Annotated in this window: 17 protein-coding genes; 10 read left to right on the top strand and 7 right to left on the bottom strand. The window is 49.7% G+C overall.

Annotated features, from left to right (window positions below):
• Window positions 1–77: 77 nt before the first annotated feature.
• Window positions 78–479, bottom strand: coding sequence for a hypothetical protein (locus WH45_RS09310; protein WP_046214101.1), 402 nt, complete (start codon window positions 477–479; stop codon window positions 78–80).
• 162 nt (window positions 480–641) lie between these two features.
• Here WH45_RS09310 and WH45_RS09305 point away from each other — a divergent pair, with 162 nt between their 5' ends.
• From WH45_RS09305 to WH45_RS09270, 8 genes are all read left to right on the top strand, one after another.
• Window positions 642–1,340: a response regulator transcription factor gene (locus WH45_RS09305; protein WP_046214100.1), complete on the top strand. Its 699-nt coding sequence runs from the start codon at window positions 642–644 to the stop codon at window positions 1,338–1,340.
• Entirely contained in the window at window positions 1,337–2,590 is a 1,254-nt protein-coding gene (locus WH45_RS09300) for a sensor histidine kinase (protein WP_052723697.1), read from the top strand. Before WH45_RS09305 ends, WH45_RS09300 begins: the two co-directional genes overlap by 4 nt.
• A gap of 268 nt (window positions 2,591–2,858) precedes the next feature.
• Window positions 2,859–3,275 (top strand): phosphate-starvation-inducible protein PsiE, encoded by a 417-nt coding sequence (gene psiE, locus WH45_RS09295; protein ID WP_046214588.1) that lies wholly within the window; start codon window positions 2,859–2,861, stop codon window positions 3,273–3,275.
• A 72-nt stretch (window positions 3,276–3,347) separates the two neighbouring features.
• Window positions 3,348–5,090 carry a sensor histidine kinase gene (locus tag WH45_RS09290; protein WP_046214099.1) on the top strand — a complete coding sequence of 581 codons (1,743 nt, stop codon included), beginning with the start codon at window positions 3,348–3,350 and terminating at the stop codon, window positions 5,088–5,090.
• Window positions 5,091–5,128: 38 nt separating this feature from the next.
• A complete protein-coding gene (locus tag WH45_RS09285; RefSeq protein WP_046214098.1) occupies window positions 5,129–5,809 on the top strand; it encodes a response regulator transcription factor in 681 nt (226 codons plus the stop codon).
• Window positions 5,810–5,866: 57 nt separating this feature from the next.
• The gene (gene pssA, locus WH45_RS09280) at window positions 5,867–6,391 is read left to right on the top strand and encodes a CDP-diacylglycerol--serine O-phosphatidyltransferase (protein WP_046214097.1); all 525 of its coding nucleotides are present in this window, start codon (window positions 5,867–5,869) and stop codon (window positions 6,389–6,391) included.
• Between the two features lie 6 nt (window positions 6,392–6,397).
• Entirely contained in the window at window positions 6,398–6,886 is a 489-nt protein-coding gene (locus tag WH45_RS09275; RefSeq protein ID WP_046214096.1) for a DedA family protein, read from the top strand.
• 69 nt (window positions 6,887–6,955) lie between these two features.
• Complete coding sequence (locus WH45_RS09270; protein WP_046214095.1) at window positions 6,956–7,474, top strand: GNAT family N-acetyltransferase; 519 nt, start codon at window positions 6,956–6,958, stop codon at window positions 7,472–7,474.
• Window positions 7,475–7,607: 133 nt separating this feature from the next.
• On the opposite strand, the gene WH45_RS09265 is transcribed toward WH45_RS09270, so the two are convergent.
• From WH45_RS09265 to WH45_RS09255, 3 genes are all read right to left on the bottom strand, one after another.
• Complete coding sequence (locus WH45_RS09265) at window positions 7,608–8,123, bottom strand: hypothetical protein (RefSeq protein ID WP_046214094.1); 516 nt, start codon at window positions 8,121–8,123, stop codon at window positions 7,608–7,610.
• A gap of 225 nt (window positions 8,124–8,348) precedes the next feature.
• Window positions 8,349–8,975 carry an NUDIX hydrolase gene (locus WH45_RS09260; RefSeq protein ID WP_046214093.1) on the bottom strand — a complete coding sequence of 209 codons (627 nt, stop codon included), beginning with the start codon at window positions 8,973–8,975 and terminating at the stop codon, window positions 8,349–8,351.
• 21 nt (window positions 8,976–8,996) lie between these two features.
• Window positions 8,997–10,757 carry an ABC transporter substrate-binding protein gene (locus tag WH45_RS09255; RefSeq protein ID WP_046214092.1) on the bottom strand — a complete coding sequence of 587 codons (1,761 nt, stop codon included), beginning with the start codon at window positions 10,755–10,757 and terminating at the stop codon, window positions 8,997–8,999.
• Window positions 10,758–10,923: 166 nt separating this feature from the next.
• Here WH45_RS09255 and WH45_RS09250 point away from each other — a divergent pair, with 166 nt between their 5' ends.
• Together WH45_RS09250 and cyoE are read left to right on the top strand one after the other, a co-directional pair.
• Entirely contained in the window at window positions 10,924–12,174 is a 1,251-nt protein-coding gene (locus WH45_RS09250; RefSeq protein ID WP_082096654.1) for an MDR family MFS transporter, read from the top strand.
• Window positions 12,175–12,737: 563 nt separating this feature from the next.
• Entirely contained in the window at window positions 12,738–13,658 is a 921-nt protein-coding gene (gene cyoE / locus WH45_RS09245) for a heme o synthase (protein ID WP_082096652.1), read from the top strand.
• A 132-nt stretch (window positions 13,659–13,790) separates the two neighbouring features.
• On the opposite strand, the gene WH45_RS09240 is transcribed toward cyoE, so the two are convergent.
• From WH45_RS09240 to WH45_RS09230, 3 genes are all read right to left on the bottom strand, one after another.
• The gene (locus WH45_RS09240; RefSeq protein WP_046214091.1) at window positions 13,791–14,528 is read right to left on the bottom strand and encodes a TetR/AcrR family transcriptional regulator; all 738 of its coding nucleotides are present in this window, start codon (window positions 14,526–14,528) and stop codon (window positions 13,791–13,793) included.
• Window positions 14,529–14,683: 155 nt separating this feature from the next.
• A complete protein-coding gene (locus WH45_RS09235) occupies window positions 14,684–17,815 on the bottom strand; it encodes an efflux RND transporter permease subunit (protein ID WP_046214090.1) in 3,132 nt (1,043 codons plus the stop codon).
• The gene (locus tag WH45_RS09230; RefSeq protein ID WP_082096650.1) at window positions 17,808–19,319 is read right to left on the bottom strand and encodes an efflux RND transporter periplasmic adaptor subunit; all 1,512 of its coding nucleotides are present in this window, start codon (window positions 19,317–19,319) and stop codon (window positions 17,808–17,810) included. The genes WH45_RS09235 and WH45_RS09230 overlap by 8 nt, the downstream gene beginning before the upstream one ends.
• Window positions 19,320–19,475: the final 156 nt, after the last annotated feature.

Here is a 19,475-nt window from a genome sequence, read left to right as displayed (position 1 = left end):
TTTCAATTATCCACTTTTGTACTTTGGTCATTAGACGTTGACGTCTTTTTGCCGAATCGGGTCGTTCCATCTTCTGTCTACGCTTCCTTTCCTCCGGGACCTGTCTGTTCGTCTGCTCCCCTGCTGTCTTCCTTATCCGATCTCCTGGTGTTTTCGCCCGGCAGCTGATCACTTTTGGTATGACCGTTCTCTTCCTCGATCTCCTGCAGTTCGAACATATGAATAAATTCCTGGATAATGGTGTCCGTCGCTTTCAGTTCACCGCTGATCACCTGTCGGATCGATTCGTATTCCGGCTGACCCAGCTGGGTGAGCAGCGTAGTACGCCTAATATTCAGTCTTTCCAGAAAAGCGAGTGCCCGGCCGCGCCGAAACGTCTGTGCACTGCGGAAATGTTTTTTGTCTTCAGGCCTGCGTCCTTTGCCTTCCCGGTGTTCATCATGATGATGACCTCTATGTTCACGTCTTCCTTCACGCATCTTTACATTCCTCCTGTTTTTGTATACATTTGTATACGTTAAGATTATGTATACAAATGTATACACTATATAATAGCTTGTCAATATAGACATTTCACTTTTGCACTAAAATATACGAAATAATAAATAGAGATTATTTTATCGGAATTAGGAGGCTGGGCCATGGTACGAACCCACTTGTTGAATATTCTGATCTGTGATGATCATATTGCGGTTCATGAGAGCATATCCGCTTATTTGCAGGCGGAACAGATGGATTTTGCATCTGCCTTTAACGGGAAAGAAGCATTGAAGATGCTGGAGAAGGGCAGCTTTGATCTGGTTATTCTTGATATTATGCTGCCGGGTCTGTTCGGAACAGAAGTATGCCGCCAAATCCGGATGTCCAGCGATATCCCCATTATTATGCTGAGTGCCCGCGGAGAAGAAATGGACCGGATTACCGGACTGGAGCTGGGTGCAGATGATTATATAACCAAGCCGTTCTCACCGAGAGAAGTGGTCACCCGCATCAAAACCATTCTCAAACGTACGCATTATGCACCTGTTCCCCGAGCGGAACTGCTTCGAGCCGGGGAAATGACCATTAACCCGGATACGCTGGAAATTCATATTCAGGGCAAACGGATTGAATTTACAGCCAGAGAAATCGAACTGCTCACCCTGTTCGCAAGCAGCAAAGACACCATTCTGTCGCGGGAGCAAATTCTCAATAAAGTCTGGGGATATGACTATCCCGGCGATACCCGGGCTGTCGATCATCTGATCAAGCGCATGCGCAAAAAGCTGCCCGAAGAGCCAATCGGATTTGAAATCAAATCGATCTATGGCATGGGATACAAAATGGAGACGATACAATGAAACTATGGACCGTCAACCGTAGAAGCATTTATATAGCGATTCTGATCTGTTTTATTGTCGGTCAGCTGGCGGGAACGCTGGTGATCAAGCATCTTTTTATCAATTACAAACTCAAGGACATGTATCCACAGGCGACTATGGCCGCTGCCAATATTGCCGAGGGCAGGACGGACATTATTCATTCCGGACAGTTTATCCTCAAGGCATATACCCTCAGCGGTCAGGAAATCACGCTCGGCAGCGAGACGCCGCAGGATATGTTCCATGTCGCTTCGCAGCAATTCCGGGAGGCGCTGACCGGCTATATCCCGCAGGTCCTCGGTGAAGGACGGCTGGCGACGACCCGTGATATTAGTGGACTGCCCAATCACTCCATTATTGTTGGGGTTCCGATTATGCATCAGGGCCAACCGATCGGTGCCGTTTTCCTGATGGAGCCGTCCAGTGAGTATCAGGCGGTACTGAACGGATTTTATGTTGTATTTACCGTTATGCTCGTTGTATGTACGCTCTGTATTGGTTACTTCCTCTCCTCCTATCTCAAGGAAATGAGACGGCTGGACAAAGCGCGACGGGATTATGTAGCCAATATCAGCCATGAACTCAAATCTCCGATTGCCTCGATCCGGGCGCTGACCGAGACGCTGGCTGACGGTCTGATCCATGAAGAGGAGAAGAAAAATAACTATTACAGCATTATCCTGTCTGAATGTGCCCGGCTGCAGCGGCTGATTCAGGATGTACTGGAGCTGTCCCGCATGCAGAACAAGCAGGATACCTGGGTAAAAGAGCCGCTGGATAGCGGGGAGTGGATGGAGTTTATCGAATCCCGGTACTCCTTTCTCGCAGAGGAGCTGGGAATTGCATTTCGGATCAGCGATCAGGCACGATCCCTCCCTCCGCTGCTCTCCAACCGGGACAAACTCATTCAGCTGGTCAATATTCTGATCGATAATGCGATGAAATTTGTAGGTGAAGACGGATTGATTACGCTCGATGCTGTCGTCCGTTCCAGATCGGTCACCATTCGCATTGCAGATAACGGCCCGGGTATCATCAAAGAAGATCTGCCCTATATATTCGAACGATTCTACAAAAGCGACTATTCTCATCAGGGCAACGGCAGTGGACTCGGGCTGTCCATTGCCCATGAAATTGTACAGGAACTGGGTGAAGATATAACTGTGCAGAGCGAGCCGGGACAGGGAACGATCTTCCAATTTACAATCAAACGAGCACAGCTGCCGTAACAGGCGGCATACCGTGAAAAGCCGATGCAAGGGCAGGATTGCTGCTTGTATCGGCTTTTTGGCATTTCAAAATCGGCCGGATCAGTCAGACGGGTGTATGCGCGAATCGATGAGAGACGCTGCATTCCTGGCGTGCGCTGGCCACTACCGGTACTGCACACCATTTTCTTTTGCAAAAGGACACATAAAGGACAAATCGTCCATTTACAATAAGGTCAATGAATGAATAGCCACGGATCATGGCTTGCAGGAGAGATGATGAATGAAAATGAAATTTATTATGATGCAGACTCGTAAATTACCGGAACTGCTGCAAATTGTACTGAATATCAGCCTGTTCCTGATGGCGATTGTACTGAGTGTGCTGCTGATGAAAGAAACATGGAGTATTTTCTCGTCGGTTGTTCTGTCTTCGGAAGAGATTGACAGTTATTTTGCTTTTACCGATGAGCTGCTTGTTTTCTTTTTATACTTTGAATTTATCGCGTTGATCGTCAAATATTTCAAATCCAACTTCCATTTCCCGCTGCGTTATTTTATCTATATCGGGATTACCGCAATCGTCCGGCTGATCATTATCGATCATGATGAGGCACTAAGCACATTCTGGTGGTCGATGGCTATCCTGGTGCTGATTGCTTCTTTATTCCTGGCCAATACCCGCGTAGTGCGAAAAGATCACTGATTCAGCCGATACAGTGGTATGGTTAGGAGAATATCGCTTTAGGCGGAATACCAATGAAAGCAAGGAGACGTTATGAAAAATCGCAGTATTACCTTTAAGCTGTTTTTGATGACCGTTCTGTTTTTTGTCTGCTTTTACGGGATGGTCATTCTCAGCCAGCTGCTGTTTTTTAACAACTTCTATCAGGAGCATAAAGTGAACAAGGCGGAGCATGATCTTGATCAGCTCGCCGCTGTCTATATCCAATCCGGGGATAATCCGCGCCAGATTGCAAATGAGATGCTGCGGTTCATGAACCGCAACAAAAGCCAGCTGACCATCGTGGATATGGACGGCCAAATGGTGCTGGAAGATCCGTATCATATGGTCATTCGCAAGGATAACGGCCAGCAGGTCTCTGTCTCCCTCTCGCTCTATATGAATTTGTATGAAGATTCATTCCGGGCGCTTAATATCCGGACAGGCGACAAACTGGATTTGTGGGGAAATGCAGATATCCGGAATACCAAACCACACATCGTATTTACACCGGAGCAGATCGAGAAACATAAACCCCTTACCGAATACTATACGCCGGACATTTCAGGCACAGTGACCGAGATTGTACTGCCCACACCCAAGAACTGGAATCAGCGGCAGGGATTGCTCATGGAGGCACTGTATCGTTCCTTTCCATTAACCGACAATCAGCGGGAACAGCTGCTGAATATGAAGCGGCTGCAATATGAATGGACCGAATCCTGGAGCGGGACGCATAATGTCATTATGATCCAGCCAGTGAAACGGCCTAATCAGAATATGGAACTGCTCTTCTCGATGACTTCACTGCAGGAGATTAGCGACACCAATGAAGCGCTGCGCTGGTTTTATATGTATCTCGGTATCGGCGGATTTATATTGATTGTGATTTTATCGCTCTTCTTTTCCAAAATTATTACCCGTCCGCTGATCGCGCTCAATGATATGGCCAAGCGGATGGTCAAGCTGGACTTTACCGCAGATTCTCCTCCTGTCCGGCAAAATGATGAGCTGGGCAGCCTCTCCACCAGCATGTATACGATGTCCATCAGTCTGGACCGGGCGCTGCGCGAGCTGCAGGAGGCCAATAAGCAACTTCAGCAGGATATGGAGCAAAAGCAAAAAATCGAGATGATGCAGCAGAGTTTCTTCACCAATGCATCGCATGAACTCAAAACCCCGCTCAGTATTGTGAAAAGTTTTGCGGAAGGACTGCAGGATGGGGTTAATATCAATAAACAGGATCATTATGTGTCTGTCATTATTGAAGAAGCCGACAAAATGGAAATGCTGATCAAGGATATGCTCGATCTGGCACGGCTGGAATCGGGGACAATCCGACTGCATACCACTTCCTTTATGCTCAGCGAACTCACCGAGAAAGTCGCTGACCGGCTGATCCATCTGCTGCAGGCACGTCAGCTGGAGATTATGATTATCCCGGTCAATGAACTGCCTGTCATCGCTGATCCGGACTGGATCGAGCAGGTGATCCGCAATTTCATCGTCAATGCGATTCGGCATGCCGATGAAGGCAGCATCATTACGATTGAAATACTCAGCGATCCGCAGTCCACCCATTTTTCTGTGGAAAACAAGGGCGATCCGATACCGGAAGACCAGCTTTCCCAGATCTGGGAACGATTCTATCGCGGTGAAGCTTCGCGCAGCCGGCAGACCGGCGGAACCGGTCTTGGATTATCCATTTCCCGGCAGATTCTGGATCTGCACGGGTTCCATTATGAAGTACGTAATCTGGAGGATGGCGTCTGCTTTTCCATTACGTTTGAGCGATAATGCTTATTTTGATTTTGCTGGAGAAAGAGGGATGAACAATGGCAAGGAAAGTGCTTCTGGTCGAAGATGAAGCGCGAATTCGCGAAGTGATTTCGGATTATTTTGAACAGGATGGCTGGGAAGTGCATCAAGCGGATAATGGGCCCGATGCCCTGCAGTGGTTTGATCATCTTCAGCCGGATCTGGTCATTCTCGATATTATGATGCCCCGAATGGATGGATTTGAAGTATGCCGGCAGATGCGTACCCGCTCCGGGGTACCCATTATTCTGCTGACCGCCAAGTCCGCTGATCAGGACAAGGTGCTCGGATTTGAACTCGGCGCCGATGATTACGTAACCAAACCGTTCAGTCCCAAAGTGCTGATCGCCCGTGCCAATTCGCTGATGAAGCGGGCGACCGAGAATTACCAGCCGCAGGGACATATGGTTACATTCGGTTCTGCTGTGCTTAATACACTCGCCCACCGATTGGAAGTGAATGGCATCCACGTGGACCTTACGCCCAAGGAATATGAGCTGCTGCTGCTGCTCATCCAGAATCGAAATATCGTCATTTCCCGTGATGCCATTCTCAACCGGGTCTGGGGACTGGAGTTCGAGGGAGATACCCGGGTGGTCGATTCCCATATCAAAAAACTCCGCGCCAAACTGGGCTATGAATCACGCCATATCCGTACTGTAATCGGTACAGGTTACCAGTTTGAACTACCTTCCTGACCTAATAATAATATGTTAGACGCTGCCATTTTGCAGAAAGAAAGGAACTCTATCCCTATGAATACGACATGGCTACCTACACTATGTACTGTACTGAATCTCGGTGCAGGCACTGCTTCCTTATTACTTACAATAAACGGACATTACAGGCTGGCACTGATCTGGATCGCCATGGCTGCTGTATTCGATGTGCTCGACGGCCTGCTGGCCCGGCTGCTTCGCTGCACCAGCGAGTTTGGCAAGCAGCTCGATTCGCTGGCCGATCTGATTTCTTTTGGCGCGGCGCCGGCTGTGCTCGTTCTCCTCTACCAGCTGGAGGACAACGGCTGGCTGGGCCCGGCTGCAGTTATTCTGTTCGTCATCTGCGGCGCGCTGCGGCTCGCACGCTTTAATATATCCGGTACGATAAATGGATTTACCGGGCTGCCGATCACGGCTGCAGGTTCGCTGCTCGCCCTCTCTTCCCTATCCGGCCCGGATTCGCCTGGTTACTGGACGATTGCACTCATGGCTGTAATGTCTCTACTTATGATCAGTCGTATTCCATTTCCAGCCTTCAAAAATAAAATGGTCAGGAAGTGAGTACACATGGAATTAGCAGCAGATTACATCGCCCAGTATGGATATGTGGCCATCACTGTACTGCTGGCCCTTGGCATTATCGGTCTGCCGATCCCGGATGAGACCCTCATGTTGTTTGTCGGATACCTGGCTTCGACCGGTGTGCTGAACTATCTTCTCTGCATCCTGTTCAGCTTCGTAGGCTCTGTGATCGGGATGATAATCAGCTACGGCATAGGCAACAAGCTGGGCTTTACAGTCGTCGACAAGTATGGCAAATGGATTGGGCTGACGCCCAAACGGTTTGACCGGGTGCAGCAGTGGTTCACCCGTTACGGCATATGGACGGTTCTGTTCTCTTACTTTATTCCGGGCGTTCGGCACGCCGCAGGCTATATCGCCGGGATCAGTGCAATGCCTTTTCGCAAATATATGCTGATTTGTACAATCGGTGCCGTGGTATGGACCGTACTCTTTATTTCAATAGGCTATGTTGTGGGATTGAAAGTCGCTTAAGATCCGACGGTCCCACAGCTGGCAACCCATTCAAAAGGGGAATACGAATGGAAAGAAGGATTAGGTAACATGAGTTTGATGATCAAAGAAGTGACAGGAATGAATTGGCGCGCTGTGGCTGCTCTGCAGGTAACGGAAGCCCAGCAATCCTATATTGAGAGTAACGCCTTTTCGCTCGCGGAGTCCAAGTATGAGTACAATGGATCTTCAGTCTGTCTGTACGACGGTATAATGCTGGTCGGTTATGCGATGTATGGTTGGCACTGTGAAGAAAGCGACAGTATCTGGGTCGAGCGGTTTATGATTGATGCCGGCTTCCAGGGGCGAGGGTATGCCCGCCAGTTTTTCCCGCTACTGCTGGATTATATGCATCAGCGGTTCCATTACGAAAAAGTACTGATCAGCATTCATCCGGATAATATGCAAGGACAGCGGTTAGCACAGTCGCTGGGCTTCCGGGTAACCGGGGAGACGGATGATGTGAGTACATTTACAGGTCAGGTGATGGAGCTGCTGGTGGAGCATCCGGACAGAGAGCCAAACTGGCAGCCGCTGCGGCTGCTGCTCGGCTCCCTGCGCAGTCGGTAAGTCTTCGCAAATTGCTGTCACTCTGTCTCATATATATTCAAATAGCCCGATTATTGATGTTACAAATCATCAGTAATCGGGCTATTATCATGTTGTGCTCCCTATTCCAAGCGCTATTGGGCCTGCAATATGTTCATGTATTCCATTCATTATCGGTAAACCGCTCACTCGATCTGCTGTTCTCCCGTTCGGCTTGTTTGCCCAAACGGTGATGCAGTTCCTGCAGAATCATGCTGGTCACCTCACGACGATCCCCCAGATTGCTGAGTGCCCGGCGTAGACTGTCCTTGACCATGCCGGCTTTTTCTCCCTGCTGGTAATTGGCCAGCGCTGCAGCTCCTTTTTCAATCTCAAATTGCAGGTCACGGATATAACTGGTAACAATATCCAGTGATTCCTGATATACTTCACTGGCATGACCATGAAGCGGCGAACGGATAAAACGATCAATATGGGATTCCTGGATATGAATCAATGTGAATGCAGGATTACCAAGCAGCAGCTCCATACTCTGCATCTGCATTTCAGCCGGTATTCTGTCGATCAGGATCGCTTCGTTATCCTGGACCATCTGCTGCAGATAATTATCCAATTCCCGGCTATCTACAGGAAGCTGATCCACTTTATTTTTTTTGACAAAATAAATCATGTTGTACCCCCACTTCGTTGAGATATCAGCCTGGCTCCAAGTAGATCGCATCAGGAGCTTTTTCTTTTGAACTATTTACCCCATATCCTTTATTTTATATTGTTTATCGGCAATGAATAGAGAAAAAAGCTGTGATTTCTACATAAATTGTCATTATTTTTTCCTGAAAACAGGCTATTCCAGTTCTCTTTTCCGAATTATGGTTTTTTTGGGTGGTTGAACGAGTTATTTATAGCCCAGTGCATGAAATAATAAATCATAATACTCCTGCGTATTGGCGGTAAAGTCGCTCAGGCGAACAACCCGCTGCTGCAGTACAGGCTTCTGCTGTTCATTATAAACCACACCCTGTGCCGATATTGTATTCTGATCTCCACCGATCATGGACTGAAACTCATCCGCTGCAATCCAGAATAGTCCGGTGACCTCGCTGTGCTGGACTTCATATTCCTCCAGCAAACGGTTGCATGGGTACAGATACACGTGTGTGAATTCCCGATCCATATAATGATCCGAGATCCGGTACTCTTCCCGATGCATACCGCAGTAGGTCAATTCCGCAAAGGTCACACTAAGACCAAGTTCCTCCTCCAGTTCTCTTACCCCATCTTCCGGCGATTCACCCGTCATCAGATGCCCGGCGCTCGACGTATCCAGCTTATCGGGAAAGGTCTCCTTGTCCGGATGACGAAGCTGAAACAGCAGCTTCCATCCCTCTGCAGCCGAACCTGTGACGATCCAGCAGTGAAACGTCTGATGCCACAATCCCTGTGTATGTACTTCCTCCCGTGTGGCTGTACCGGTTTTTTCCATTTGCTCATTAAACACATCCAGTATCTCTACAGCTGTCATTGCTGACACCCCTTTCTTGTTTTATTTCTTCCTGATCCAGAGCGCCGACAGATTCGGAAAGCCGAACGACTCGATATGAAGTCCATACAAATTGCGATTAAAATACGCCCGCTGGTTCAGATGATTCCCGTATATAATCCAGTTCTCATCCTGCATCATCTGTTCGACCCGGTCGAGTACGCTTTCACGCTGCTCCTGCTCCAGCTGCATAATCCCTTCCAGCATACCTCTCAGCAGCTTCTGCTGCCCGCTGTTCAGAGCATGGTACAGATAATTGCCCTCATTGGCAAAAAAGTTGATCATATCCCATTCCCAGTCATCCTCCAATATTTCCATACCGAGCATGATTTCTCCTCTATCCTTGCCATACAGCATCGTATTATACGCCTTCGTGCAGGGAAGCAGCCGGAGATGGAGACCGATTCGGGCCGCCTGCTGCTGCAGCCATAGCGCTTCGATCCGTTCTTCTTTTTTGTCCATAAAGGAAAGAGTCAGCTCCCTGCCATCATACCCACTCTCCTGAAGCAGCCGCTCTGCTTCGGTCAGCGAACTCCCCTGTACGGGTTGATAATCGGCGCTTTTCCAGGGCAACAGACTATGGGCGACTGCAATCCGGTCACCTTCCAGTTCACGCATCATCGTCTCTCCATCATACAGATGACGGATACATTCGCGAAACTGTGGATGATGCTGAATACCCGGCGTACGAAAATCAAACCGCAAATACCGGCAGCCGAGCACCGGATGATTGATCTGGCGGCTGGCCATCTGATCGTCACGTTCACTCAGCTGGTACAGCCGGCCCTTATGCCCCTGCTCCGGCATGAACCAGACATCCACCCGGTCAAGCACCGGACGCAGGCCATAATAATCGTCAAAAGCCAGCAGGGACAGCTTACTTGCCGTCAGCTCCGAGATGCGAAAAGGTCCGCTGCCGATCAGCGATTGTTCCTGCTCGATATGCGCAGGCAGAATCGCCATATACACATTGGTCATCAGATGCAGGAAAAACAGATTGCTGCGGTGCAGATGAAAGGTGACGATATGATCTCCATTCTGCTCCACTTCGCGGATATCCCGGTAGAGCCACAGCATGCTGCTCTCCTTCTCGCACATCCGCTGCCAGGTGTACCGGACATCCCGGGCGGTCAGCAGGGCACCATCATGGAACCGGATGCCTTTGCGCAGATAAAAGGTCCAACTTGTATGATCCTCATTATTCTCCCACTGGTAGGCCAGCCTTGGCAAAAAGCTGCGTGAAGCCGCATCATAAGCCAGCAGCGTATCCTGGATCTGACGCAGCACAAAGGTCTCAAAAGCGGTGAACACACTGGCGGTATCCAGCTTTTCCAAAGGACGGTAGCGGATCATACGCAGCACATCCTGGACACTGCTCTCCTCCTGCTCGCTGTGCATACCGAGGTATACATGCAGCACATTCCAGAGCCTTTCCCGGATGGGCTCCTCGGTCTCCAGTGTACCGATCAGCTCCAGCGCTTCCTTGACCCGGTCCTTGTCCAGCAGCTGACGCAGGCGTACTTCTACAATATCGGCAACGGGATACAGAAATTCCAGCTGTGAGATATGACCTCTGCCCCGTCCGGGCTGCCAGACGATCCAGTGCCGGCTCTCCAGCCGCCGCAGCACGAACTTGGCATTACGCGGCGTACAGCAGAGCATCTCTGACAGCATGGCTACCGTAACAGGCAGCGGTATGTGCTGCAGCCGCTGCGGATTGAGCTTATCATACAGCTGTAAGTATTGAATTGCATCATTATCCACTGCATGCTCCCTTCCTGTACCTATTTTTGGCTTTTCCATAGTTTTTTTCGTAAAAGGTGAAATGTAAATATAAAAGCTTACTCTTTTTCTTCGCCTTTTTTCTTTTTACAATGATACCAGTGATATCGGCTCAATAAAAGCTTTGTACAATATGGGAGTGTAGTCTATGATCGCAAAAAATCTCAAATTCATTCATCCTCTGGCCTGGACGATTATCATCGGCACGATGTTCGGACGACTCGTTACGTCGATGAGCATTCCGTTCCTCGCCATCTATCTCACCTCCGCACTCGGCGTATCCGCTACACTGACAGGTATTATCGTCGCTGCCAGTTCGCTGGCCGGGGTATCGATCAGCTTTTACGGCGGGTACATCTCGGACCGGATCGGTCGCAAAAAGGTAATGCTTGTCTCGGTATTTTGCTGGGCAGCCGTATTTTTTGGCTTTGCCGGCTCTCATGTGATCTGGATGTTCTTTGTCATGAATGTATTAAACGGGCTGTGCCGCTCCGTATTCGAGCCGGCTTCCCGCGCACTGCTGTCGGACACGACACCTCCGGAGCACAAGCTGCTTGTCTTCAATCTGCGCTATGCGGCAATCAATATCGGTGTCGTATTCGGTCCGATCCTCGGTCTTCAGCTTGGATCGGCAAAATCTACCTTTCCATTCGTAATTGCAGGGATCGTATATATCGTCTATGGACTGGTGCTGGTAATGCAGTTTGCGATTCATCGCTCTGCCATGCCTGTTATCTCCTCGGCCGAACCGCCCAAGATCGGCGAAGCTTTTCGGATGACCAGCCGTGACCGTGTATTCCTGCCGGTACTGATCGGTACAACATTCTGTGTACTTGGTTATGGTCATTTCAGTTCGACACTGGCACAGTATCTGTCACTGACTCCCGATCTGGAGGATGGCAGCCGGATCTTCTCCTATATGCTGGCGATGAATGCCGCTGTTGTACTGATTGTCCAGTATCCGGTCGTACGCACGGTCAGTCGCTTTCGTCCGGTAGTACCACTCATTCTTGGTAATATTCTCGTCTCGATCTCCTTACTGATGTTCGGCATGGCGCACAGTCTGATCGCCTTTATGGTCGGTGTGTTTATTTTCACGGTAGGCGAAGTGCTGCTGTTCACCATGATGGATATTCTGATCGACCGTATTGCCCGTCCGGAGTGGAAAGGCACTTATTTCGGCACGATTGGCTTCAACAATATTGGAAATGTGGTCGCTCCGGTAATCGGCGGGCTGCTGATTGATCGCTTCGCTCTGCAGAGCGGCATTGCTATCTTTGCCCCACTGGCGCTGCTGACAGCGGTCGGTATTCCGTTCCTGCTCGCAGCACACAAGCGCCTGACCATTCGGGAACAGATGACAACATCCGCTGTGCGGCAGTCCGTGGATTCCGCCTGATCTGTCCCTTATTTACATACAACATGCAGTTCTGTTTATTGATAGGATTGATATGTCGGTTAGCCTCTACGCATGCTCTATTGTTTTCTGATCCGCCTGGCGTTTAAGTGTGCCATTTTGTATTGTGTGCTGATCACAGTCACTTCTGAACACGGTAACTTCCCCTATGGATAGTACAGCAAAGTCGCTTCCCGAATACCATCTATTCTGTCCGGCAGCCCGCTTGCAGTGGTGCCGGGCTTTTTGCACGGTTTGGCTGGAAATAACTGCTGCTTCTGCACGTCTTGTTGCGGTGATATTATTTATAGGAGCTCATTTGCATTCCTGCTGAGAAAAGTTGGAAGAATTGTTGATTTTATAGTATAAATCGGAGACAATTTATCTTGATGTCCGACTAATGTTTGAGCATACTTTTCCTTAAATTCCTATCCTCTTCAGCAAAAATTAATAAATTATTCACAATTTAATGACGTAATTTTAAAAAAAGTCATTTCATTTCCATTCTTCAAAATTAAAATGTTATGATAAAGTCACAACAATCGAAACGGGTGACAAATACAGAGATGAATAATCAAACAAGCCAAGGTGCAAGTGCACAAGTCAATTCCATGCCCGCGATCTTTTTTGCAACGATCAAAACGGGCATTATCAAGTCCAATCTTATCGCGATGTTCGCCGGGTTAAGTATGGCGCTTTACATCTTCGACGTATCCTTTATAGATCATATCTGGGCGATTATACTCGCTTTTGTCGGATCTTCTCTCGTTATCGGTTCCGCCGGAGCCTTTAACAATCTGTACGACCGCGATATCGATGCCATTATGGAACGGACCAAGACGCGTCCGACCGTTACCGGCAAAATGGATACGCGTACCGGTCTCATCATCGGAATTACGATGAGTATCTCCGGTGTGATCCTGCTGTACCTGAGTTCGCCGCTGGCCGCATTTTTCGGATTCCTCGGATTGTTCCTGTATGTGGTTCCCTACACCATGTGGACCAAGCGCAGAACGATCTACAACACCGAAGTCGGCAGTATCTCCGGCGCTGTTCCGCCGCTGATCGGCTGGGCCGCCATTTCCAGTGATCTCGGTCACTTTGAGATCTGGGCACTGGTTGCTACCATGCTCATCTGGCAGATGCCTCACTTCTATGCAATTGCAATTCGCCGGTTCGACGAATACAAGGCTGCCGAAGTACCGATGCTGCCGGTTGTCAAAGGCATCAAACGCACGTATGTACAATCCAACTTTTATCTGGTACTGCTGATCGTATCCAGCGTCATGTTCTGGCCGCTGAGCCCGTACATTGCCGGCGTCGCTTTTCTGCTGAGCCTGACATGGCTGATCTTCAGCGTAACCAGCTACCGCAAGGACGACATCAAGGACTGGGCGAAAAAAATGTTCATCTTCTCGCTCAATCATATTACACTGCTGTTCCTGATCATTATCGCTTTCTCGCTGATCGCACAGCTGCTGAAGTAAGCAATCCAAGACGGTCGACCCTTTATCCGGAGTCAGATCATAAAATAAACAAACCAAAAAAGGAAGTACGGATCTTATCGATCTGTACTTCCTTTTTGTTTACACATGATGAATATATCGGCTTTACTTCTTTTATTGAATATGGCGTTGGTGACAGTCCAGCAGCTGCATGCACTCTCCGATCAGTGCCGGCTCCTGTTCTATAAAATCAAGCCAAGCTCGTACCAGATACAGACGATGCTGCTCTCCAAGAGCTTCCTTTTCCATCTGCCGAAAAGACTGCCAACATTTCCTGCGGAATGAATCCGATACATTCATCTGATGCAGCATCAGCTTGGAGCGGTACAGATTCTCCTGGGATTGGACAGCTTCCAACAGTACATTATGATGGGAGATCCGAATTTTGGTTTGAAGCCTGTCCCAGTTCCACAGCGGTTCACCATAATCATCTTTCATTTCATAAATAATGACGTTCATCATCTCAATCAGCAGCGTGCTGAGCTGGTATTCCAACTCCTGCTGAATCGGCGCATGATCTTCGACCTGTCCGGTCTGCTGCATGAAGCCCTCATTTGCCGTGATATAGCTGTTTCTTCTGGACATGGCGCTGACGTACATTTCGATCAGCCAGGCCAGTTTGAGCCTGGCATCCAGCCTGTGGTCGCTATATAGACGGAATAGACCCTGCTGAATATCTTCGCCAATTTTACGAACCACCGCGCTCCATACCTCCTCCTTGCTGCCAAACAGTGTATACAGACGGGACGGACTCATGCCGCAGCCTCTGGCCAGTTCTTCGATAGATACAGAGTCATAGCTTCGGCCAGCAAATAACTGTTCAGCCGTCTCAATCACGTTTTGCTTATCCATGGTGTTGCTCCTCTCCAACAGATATAGACAGAAACAGACGGGGGGACGTCTGTTTCTGCCACAGCACGACTCCGCACATCTGTATACCAGTCAGCGAAGAAGCGCCTGTATTCAATTCAGGTGTCATTTGCAATTCGTTTCGTGCATACCTGTATTTACAACCGGTTATCCGATGGTAAAGTGGCTTGTTTTTCCATTCTTTTTTGTTTGCGTTCCATTTTGCGTGCCTGGCGTTTGTCCTTGGCATGGGTCACGACCATATAGAGCGATGGCACGACAAACAATGTCAGTATGGTGGAGAAGATCAGTCCGAAAATAATGACTACACCCAGCGGACGGAACAGCAGCTCACCGATTGTTGCAATCGGAATCATACCCACGATTGCGGTTAACGAGGTCAGAATGATCGGACGGAAACGGGCAGATGCGGCCTGAATAACCGCTTCTTTCAGCTCCATGCCTTCATGTCTTGCATCCTCGATAAATTCGATAAAGACAATACCATTCCGGACGACAATCCCGGCCAGTGCGATAATACCCATGATCGCCATAAAGCCGATTGGAGTACGGGTAATAAACAGTCCCAGAACCGCACCTGCTGCGGCAAGATAGACGGTGGTCATGATGATTAACGGAATGGCCAGGGAGTAGAACTGAATCACAATAAGAACAAAGATAATAAAGATCGCCACTACAAACAATTGTCCCATATCTCCGAAAGTCTCTGTCTGATCGGAAGTCTCACCACCGATCTCCAGTGTATATCCTTCTGGAAGCTTAACCTGATCCAGCTTGGGCTTAATCTCTGCCATGACTTCGGTAGCCGTACGCCCATTGACTTCTGCCTCGATTGTGTTCACACGCTGCAGATCATACCGGTCAATCTGCTGAATCGAGAACGAAGGCTTCATGCTGACAATCTGGGACAGTGGAATCTGTTCCTGCGATGAGTTGGTAATATTCGTCTGCTGGATCAGGGATTCCGGACTTGCCTTGTCTGCTCCATCCAGATACATTTTCATATCAATCAGATTCTTGCCATTATCAAAGTCACCCAGACTTACACCACTGCCCATCATCAGGAGCGTCTGTGTCAGCGTGCCATAAGTGACCTTGTAACGGTCCATGGCCTGCTTGTTAACCGAGAAATTCAGCGCATAGTTATCATTGCCCATCGTATCGGTAATACCGTAAGTACCCGGCGTATCCCCGATTACCTGCTTGATCTGGTTGGTCAGCTGCCGGATCTCATCGAGATCGTCTCCAGCGATACGGATCGATACCGGCTTGCCGACAGGAATACCAACCGCGCTGCCCTCAACGGCAGTCTCGATGCCCGGATAACTTTTCTTGAGTGCAGCAGACCATTGACTGGTCACCGCTTCGATGTCCATATTCTCATTGCCGACGACCAGAATCTGGCCGCTGCTGCTTCCGCCGCCTCCGCCTCCGCCGAGCCCGCTGAATAGCAACGGAGCGCTTCCTCCTGCCGCATAAGCAATATTTTCGACACCAGGCTGTTTTTTGACCCAGCTAGCCATGCTCTGTACGACACGGTCCGTCTCTTCCAGCGCGGTACCGGAAGACATGCTGACATTGATAGTGATTTGCTTTTCCTCCGAAGTCGGGAATAGCTCGACAGGTGTAAAGGCAGCGAGTCCATACACTGCTGTACTGATAATTAGTCCTGTAAGAGCGACCAGCAGCGGTTTTTGCAGTACTCTTGGCATCAGGCTGTGCGCGTAACTGTCGGTTACTACCTGAATCTGCTTGCCGAGCAGTCCGGCAGGACGATTCACACGCCGCTTGCCTCTCTCCATCTGTCTCTCTTCATACCACTGACGGAAAATAGGAATAATCGTCAGGGACATAATCATGGAGGCCAGCATACAGAGCGAGATTACAGCCGGAATCGGCAGAATAAATGCACCCATATCGCCCGGCAGGAACATCAGCGGCAGGAATGCCGAGATAGTAGCCAGTGTCGCCGTAATAATGGAAATGGCGACTTCCTTGGTTCCTTTGATGGAAGCGTCTGTCGGATTCTCGCCCAGCCTGGACAGACGACGTTCGATATTATCATTCACCACGACCGCATCATCGACCAGAATTCCCAATACAATGATCAGACCGACAATGGTAATCTGATTGAGCGTAATGTCCAGACCCGGCAGGAAAATGAGTCCGAGCGCAATCGATACCGGAATCGCCAGTGCGACAAATCCGGCTGTCAACAGATTCATGCCGAGCATACAAATGATAATAACGGCAATAATCGCAATGATCATTTCCTTGATCAGGGAATCAAAATTCTTCGTTACCTCATCATTCTGGGCAAACAATGGAGCCAGTTTGACATTGGCAGGAAGTGTTTTTTCCAGGGAATTGATCTTCTGACTCAGACCTGCATCCATATTCGGTACATCCGAGCCGGTCTGGCTGCTGATATCAAGCGAGATGGCCGGAGTGCCGTTGTAATAGCTGAGCTGGGACTCTTTGGCCTGGGTCAGTTCCACTTTGGCAACGTCCTTGAGATAGACCGGAATTCCCGCTTCGGTCTGCTGCACGACGATATCATTCAGCGTGCTGTAATCGACAGACTTATCTACGGTAAGCTGATAATTACGACCTTCATACGTCAAATCACCTGTTGGTACACGGTTATTCTCGGACTGGATCGCCTGCCGTACGGTCTCCCAGGAGATGTTGTACTGCTGTAATTTGGATGGATCAACATTGATGCGAACTTCCTGATCCGGTATTCCTTTGATATTGACTTCGGTAATACCCGGCACCGAGCGAAGCTGATCCTGCCACGTATTCATCAGTTCGCTCAATTGATAGATATCCTGCTTGGTTTTGCCGTAGATAATGTAGGACTTGATAAATGACTGGGTCAGGTTGTCATTCACTACCGGCGTATCTGCATCATCCGGCAGCTGGGACTGTGCATCCTCTACCTTGCGGCGCAGCTCGTTCCATGTATCGGTAGTATCCGCGTCTTCATTCGCCTGTACCGTAATAGTCGAGACACCGTTACTGGAAGTAGAAGTTATTTTCTTGAGATTGGATACTTCCTTGATCTTCTGTTCCAGTACTTCGGTAACCGTCTGCTCCATTAGTTCGGGCGTTGCCCCGGCATAGGTTGTCGTGACCATGGCCGTTTTGACCACTACGTCCGGCTGCAGCTGCCGCGGCAGCTGGGTCAGCTGGGCGATCCCCACAACGATCAGCATCACAAAGAACAATAAGGTGATTTTACGTTTCTTGACAAAATACTTAATCATTGGCGCTTGCCTCACCCTTCGTACCGGATGCTGAAGCAGCGCCGCCCGCTGGCTGGGCAGCTGTGCCCTGTGCCTGGCTGACAGTCAGTTCGTCTCCATTGAACAGACGATCCGCTCCGCGTGTTACCACTTTGTCGCCAACCTTGATGCCGCCGATAATCTGGTAACTGTTGTTGTACATTTTGCCCAGTTCAACCGGTGTTTTGACGGCTTTGCCGTTGACCGCTTTGAATACATAAGGTTCACTGCCGGAGCTGATGACCGCTTCGGTAGGCAGCAGGATGCCGGTCTCGGCAGAGACCTGACGGGAAGCATTGACGACCTGTCCCGGTTTCCAGTCCCGCTGTGGATTGTTAATCACCACTTCCACATTGATGGAACCTGTGCTTTCGTTGGTCTGCGGGTTCAGTTTGGTCACTTTGCCGGTGCGTATTTCGTCATAGAGGCTGATACTGACCTGCTGGCCGACTTTCCATTGACCGATATCGCTGTCGGCAATCGGCAGCTGCACTTTGAGACGATCAATCTCGCCGATGGTGAACAGCGGACTGCTGCCGCCCTGTGCCGATGTTCCTCCACCTGCACTGACCGTCTGTCCTACCGTAATGCTTTTGGTCAAAATAACGCCGGATGCCGGCGCTTTGAGACTGGCGCGGGAGAGATTGAGCTGTGCCGTTTTCTTGGCAACCAGCTTCTGCTCATAACCGGCCTGGGATTGCTGCACACTGGCCTGCGCCTGTTCCACAGCAGCATTAGCCTGAGCAACGCTTGCCTGAGCATTCTCTATGCCAACCTGTGCTTCTTTGACAGCAGCGGCAGCCTGCGCACGTTCCGACTGGCTCGCACCTTCCTGCTGCAGGGACAGCTTGGACTGTGCATCCTTGAGCGCCGTCTCGGCATCTGCCAGGGCGGTCTGTGCCTTTTCATATTCCTGCTGGGTCAGCAGACCGTTATCCAGCAGTGTCTGTGAACGGGTCGCTTCGGTTTTGGCCTGGTTGTAGGCGGTTTGTGCTGTGTTTACCGCATTCTGCGCCTGGGCTTTCTCCTGGGAACGTGCACCTGCCAGTACATCCTGCTCGCTGATCCGCGCGCTTTCCACTTTGGCCTGAGCGGATGACACGCCCGCTGCAGCTGCTTTCTGGCCTGCTCTTGCATCGCTCAGAGAAGCCCTCGAACTCGCCAATGCCGCCTGGGCAGCAGCTACATCTTCACTCGCTGTATCCAGCGTCAGCTGCAGATCTGCCGTATCCAGTCTTGCCATAATGGAGCCTTTGGTTACGGAATCGCCGATATCCCCATTTACGGAGATCACCGTTCCCCCGGTCTGAAATGCTACCGGTGTCTCATCATAAGCGGTGAGTGTACCGGATAGATCGTATACCGCATTCAGCGGCTGCTGCTTGGCGGCTGTGACTTCGACCGAGTTGCTGGCTGATTGGACGGCAGGTTCACCTGCAGAACAGGCAGTCAGACTCACCGCCAATAAAAGCGTTGTAACAGCCATAGGCCAATTTTTCCTCATAATTACAATATCCTCCCCTAAACCTGTGATTATATGTTTTCTCTATGCTTCTGAAGCCAGCATAGCAGAATCGACAAATTCCGGAATCGTCCATAGGTACATTTGCCCTTTTGCCCTTTTGGGCAGAACCGGGCATGT

The organism is Paenibacillus wulumuqiensis, from assembly GCF_000971965.1.
Classification (GTDB): Bacteria; Bacillota; Bacilli; order Paenibacillales; family Paenibacillaceae; genus Saccharibacillus; species Saccharibacillus wulumuqiensis.
Note: the sequence above shows the minus strand (reverse complement) of the source record. Positions and strands in the feature narration are given on the sequence as shown.

What these genes read in the sequence shown, in the direction of transcription:
- WH45_RS09310 (WP_046214101.1), bottom strand. Translation starts at nt 479, where the DNA reads ATGCGTGAAGGAAGACGTGAACATAGAGGTCATCATCATGATGAACAC.
- WH45_RS09305 (WP_046214100.1), top strand. Translation starts at nt 642, where the DNA reads ATGGTACGAACCCACTTGTTGAATATTCTGATCTGTGATGATCATATT.
- WH45_RS09300 (WP_052723697.1), top strand. Translation starts at nt 1,337, where the DNA reads ATGAAACTATGGACCGTCAACCGTAGAAGCATTTATATAGCGATTCTG.
- psiE (WP_046214588.1), top strand. Translation starts at nt 2,859, where the DNA reads ATGAAATTTATTATGATGCAGACTCGTAAATTACCGGAACTGCTGCAA.
- WH45_RS09290 (WP_046214099.1), top strand. Translation starts at nt 3,348, where the DNA reads ATGAAAAATCGCAGTATTACCTTTAAGCTGTTTTTGATGACCGTTCTG.
- WH45_RS09285 (WP_046214098.1), top strand. Translation starts at nt 5,129, where the DNA reads ATGGCAAGGAAAGTGCTTCTGGTCGAAGATGAAGCGCGAATTCGCGAA.
- pssA (WP_046214097.1), top strand. Translation starts at nt 5,867, where the DNA reads ATGAATACGACATGGCTACCTACACTATGTACTGTACTGAATCTCGGT.
- WH45_RS09275 (WP_046214096.1), top strand. Translation starts at nt 6,398, where the DNA reads ATGGAATTAGCAGCAGATTACATCGCCCAGTATGGATATGTGGCCATC.
- WH45_RS09270 (WP_046214095.1), top strand. Translation starts at nt 6,956, where the DNA reads ATGAGTTTGATGATCAAAGAAGTGACAGGAATGAATTGGCGCGCTGTG.
- WH45_RS09265 (WP_046214094.1), bottom strand. Translation starts at nt 8,123, where the DNA reads ATGATTTATTTTGTCAAAAAAAATAAAGTGGATCAGCTTCCTGTAGAT.
- WH45_RS09260 (WP_046214093.1), bottom strand. Translation starts at nt 8,975, where the DNA reads ATGACAGCTGTAGAGATACTGGATGTGTTTAATGAGCAAATGGAAAAA.
- WH45_RS09250 (WP_082096654.1), top strand. Translation starts at nt 10,924, where the DNA reads ATGATCGCAAAAAATCTCAAATTCATTCATCCTCTGGCCTGGACGATT.
- cyoE (WP_082096652.1), top strand. Translation starts at nt 12,738, where the DNA reads ATGAATAATCAAACAAGCCAAGGTGCAAGTGCACAAGTCAATTCCATG.
- WH45_RS09240 (WP_046214091.1), bottom strand. Translation starts at nt 14,528, where the DNA reads ATGGATAAGCAAAACGTGATTGAGACGGCTGAACAGTTATTTGCTGGC.
- WH45_RS09235 (WP_046214090.1), bottom strand. Translation starts at nt 17,815, where the DNA reads ATGATTAAGTATTTTGTCAAGAAACGTAAAATCACCTTATTGTTCTTT.
- WH45_RS09230 (WP_082096650.1), bottom strand. Translation starts at nt 19,319, where the DNA reads ATGGCTGTTACAACGCTTTTATTGGCGGTGAGTCTGACTGCCTGTTCT.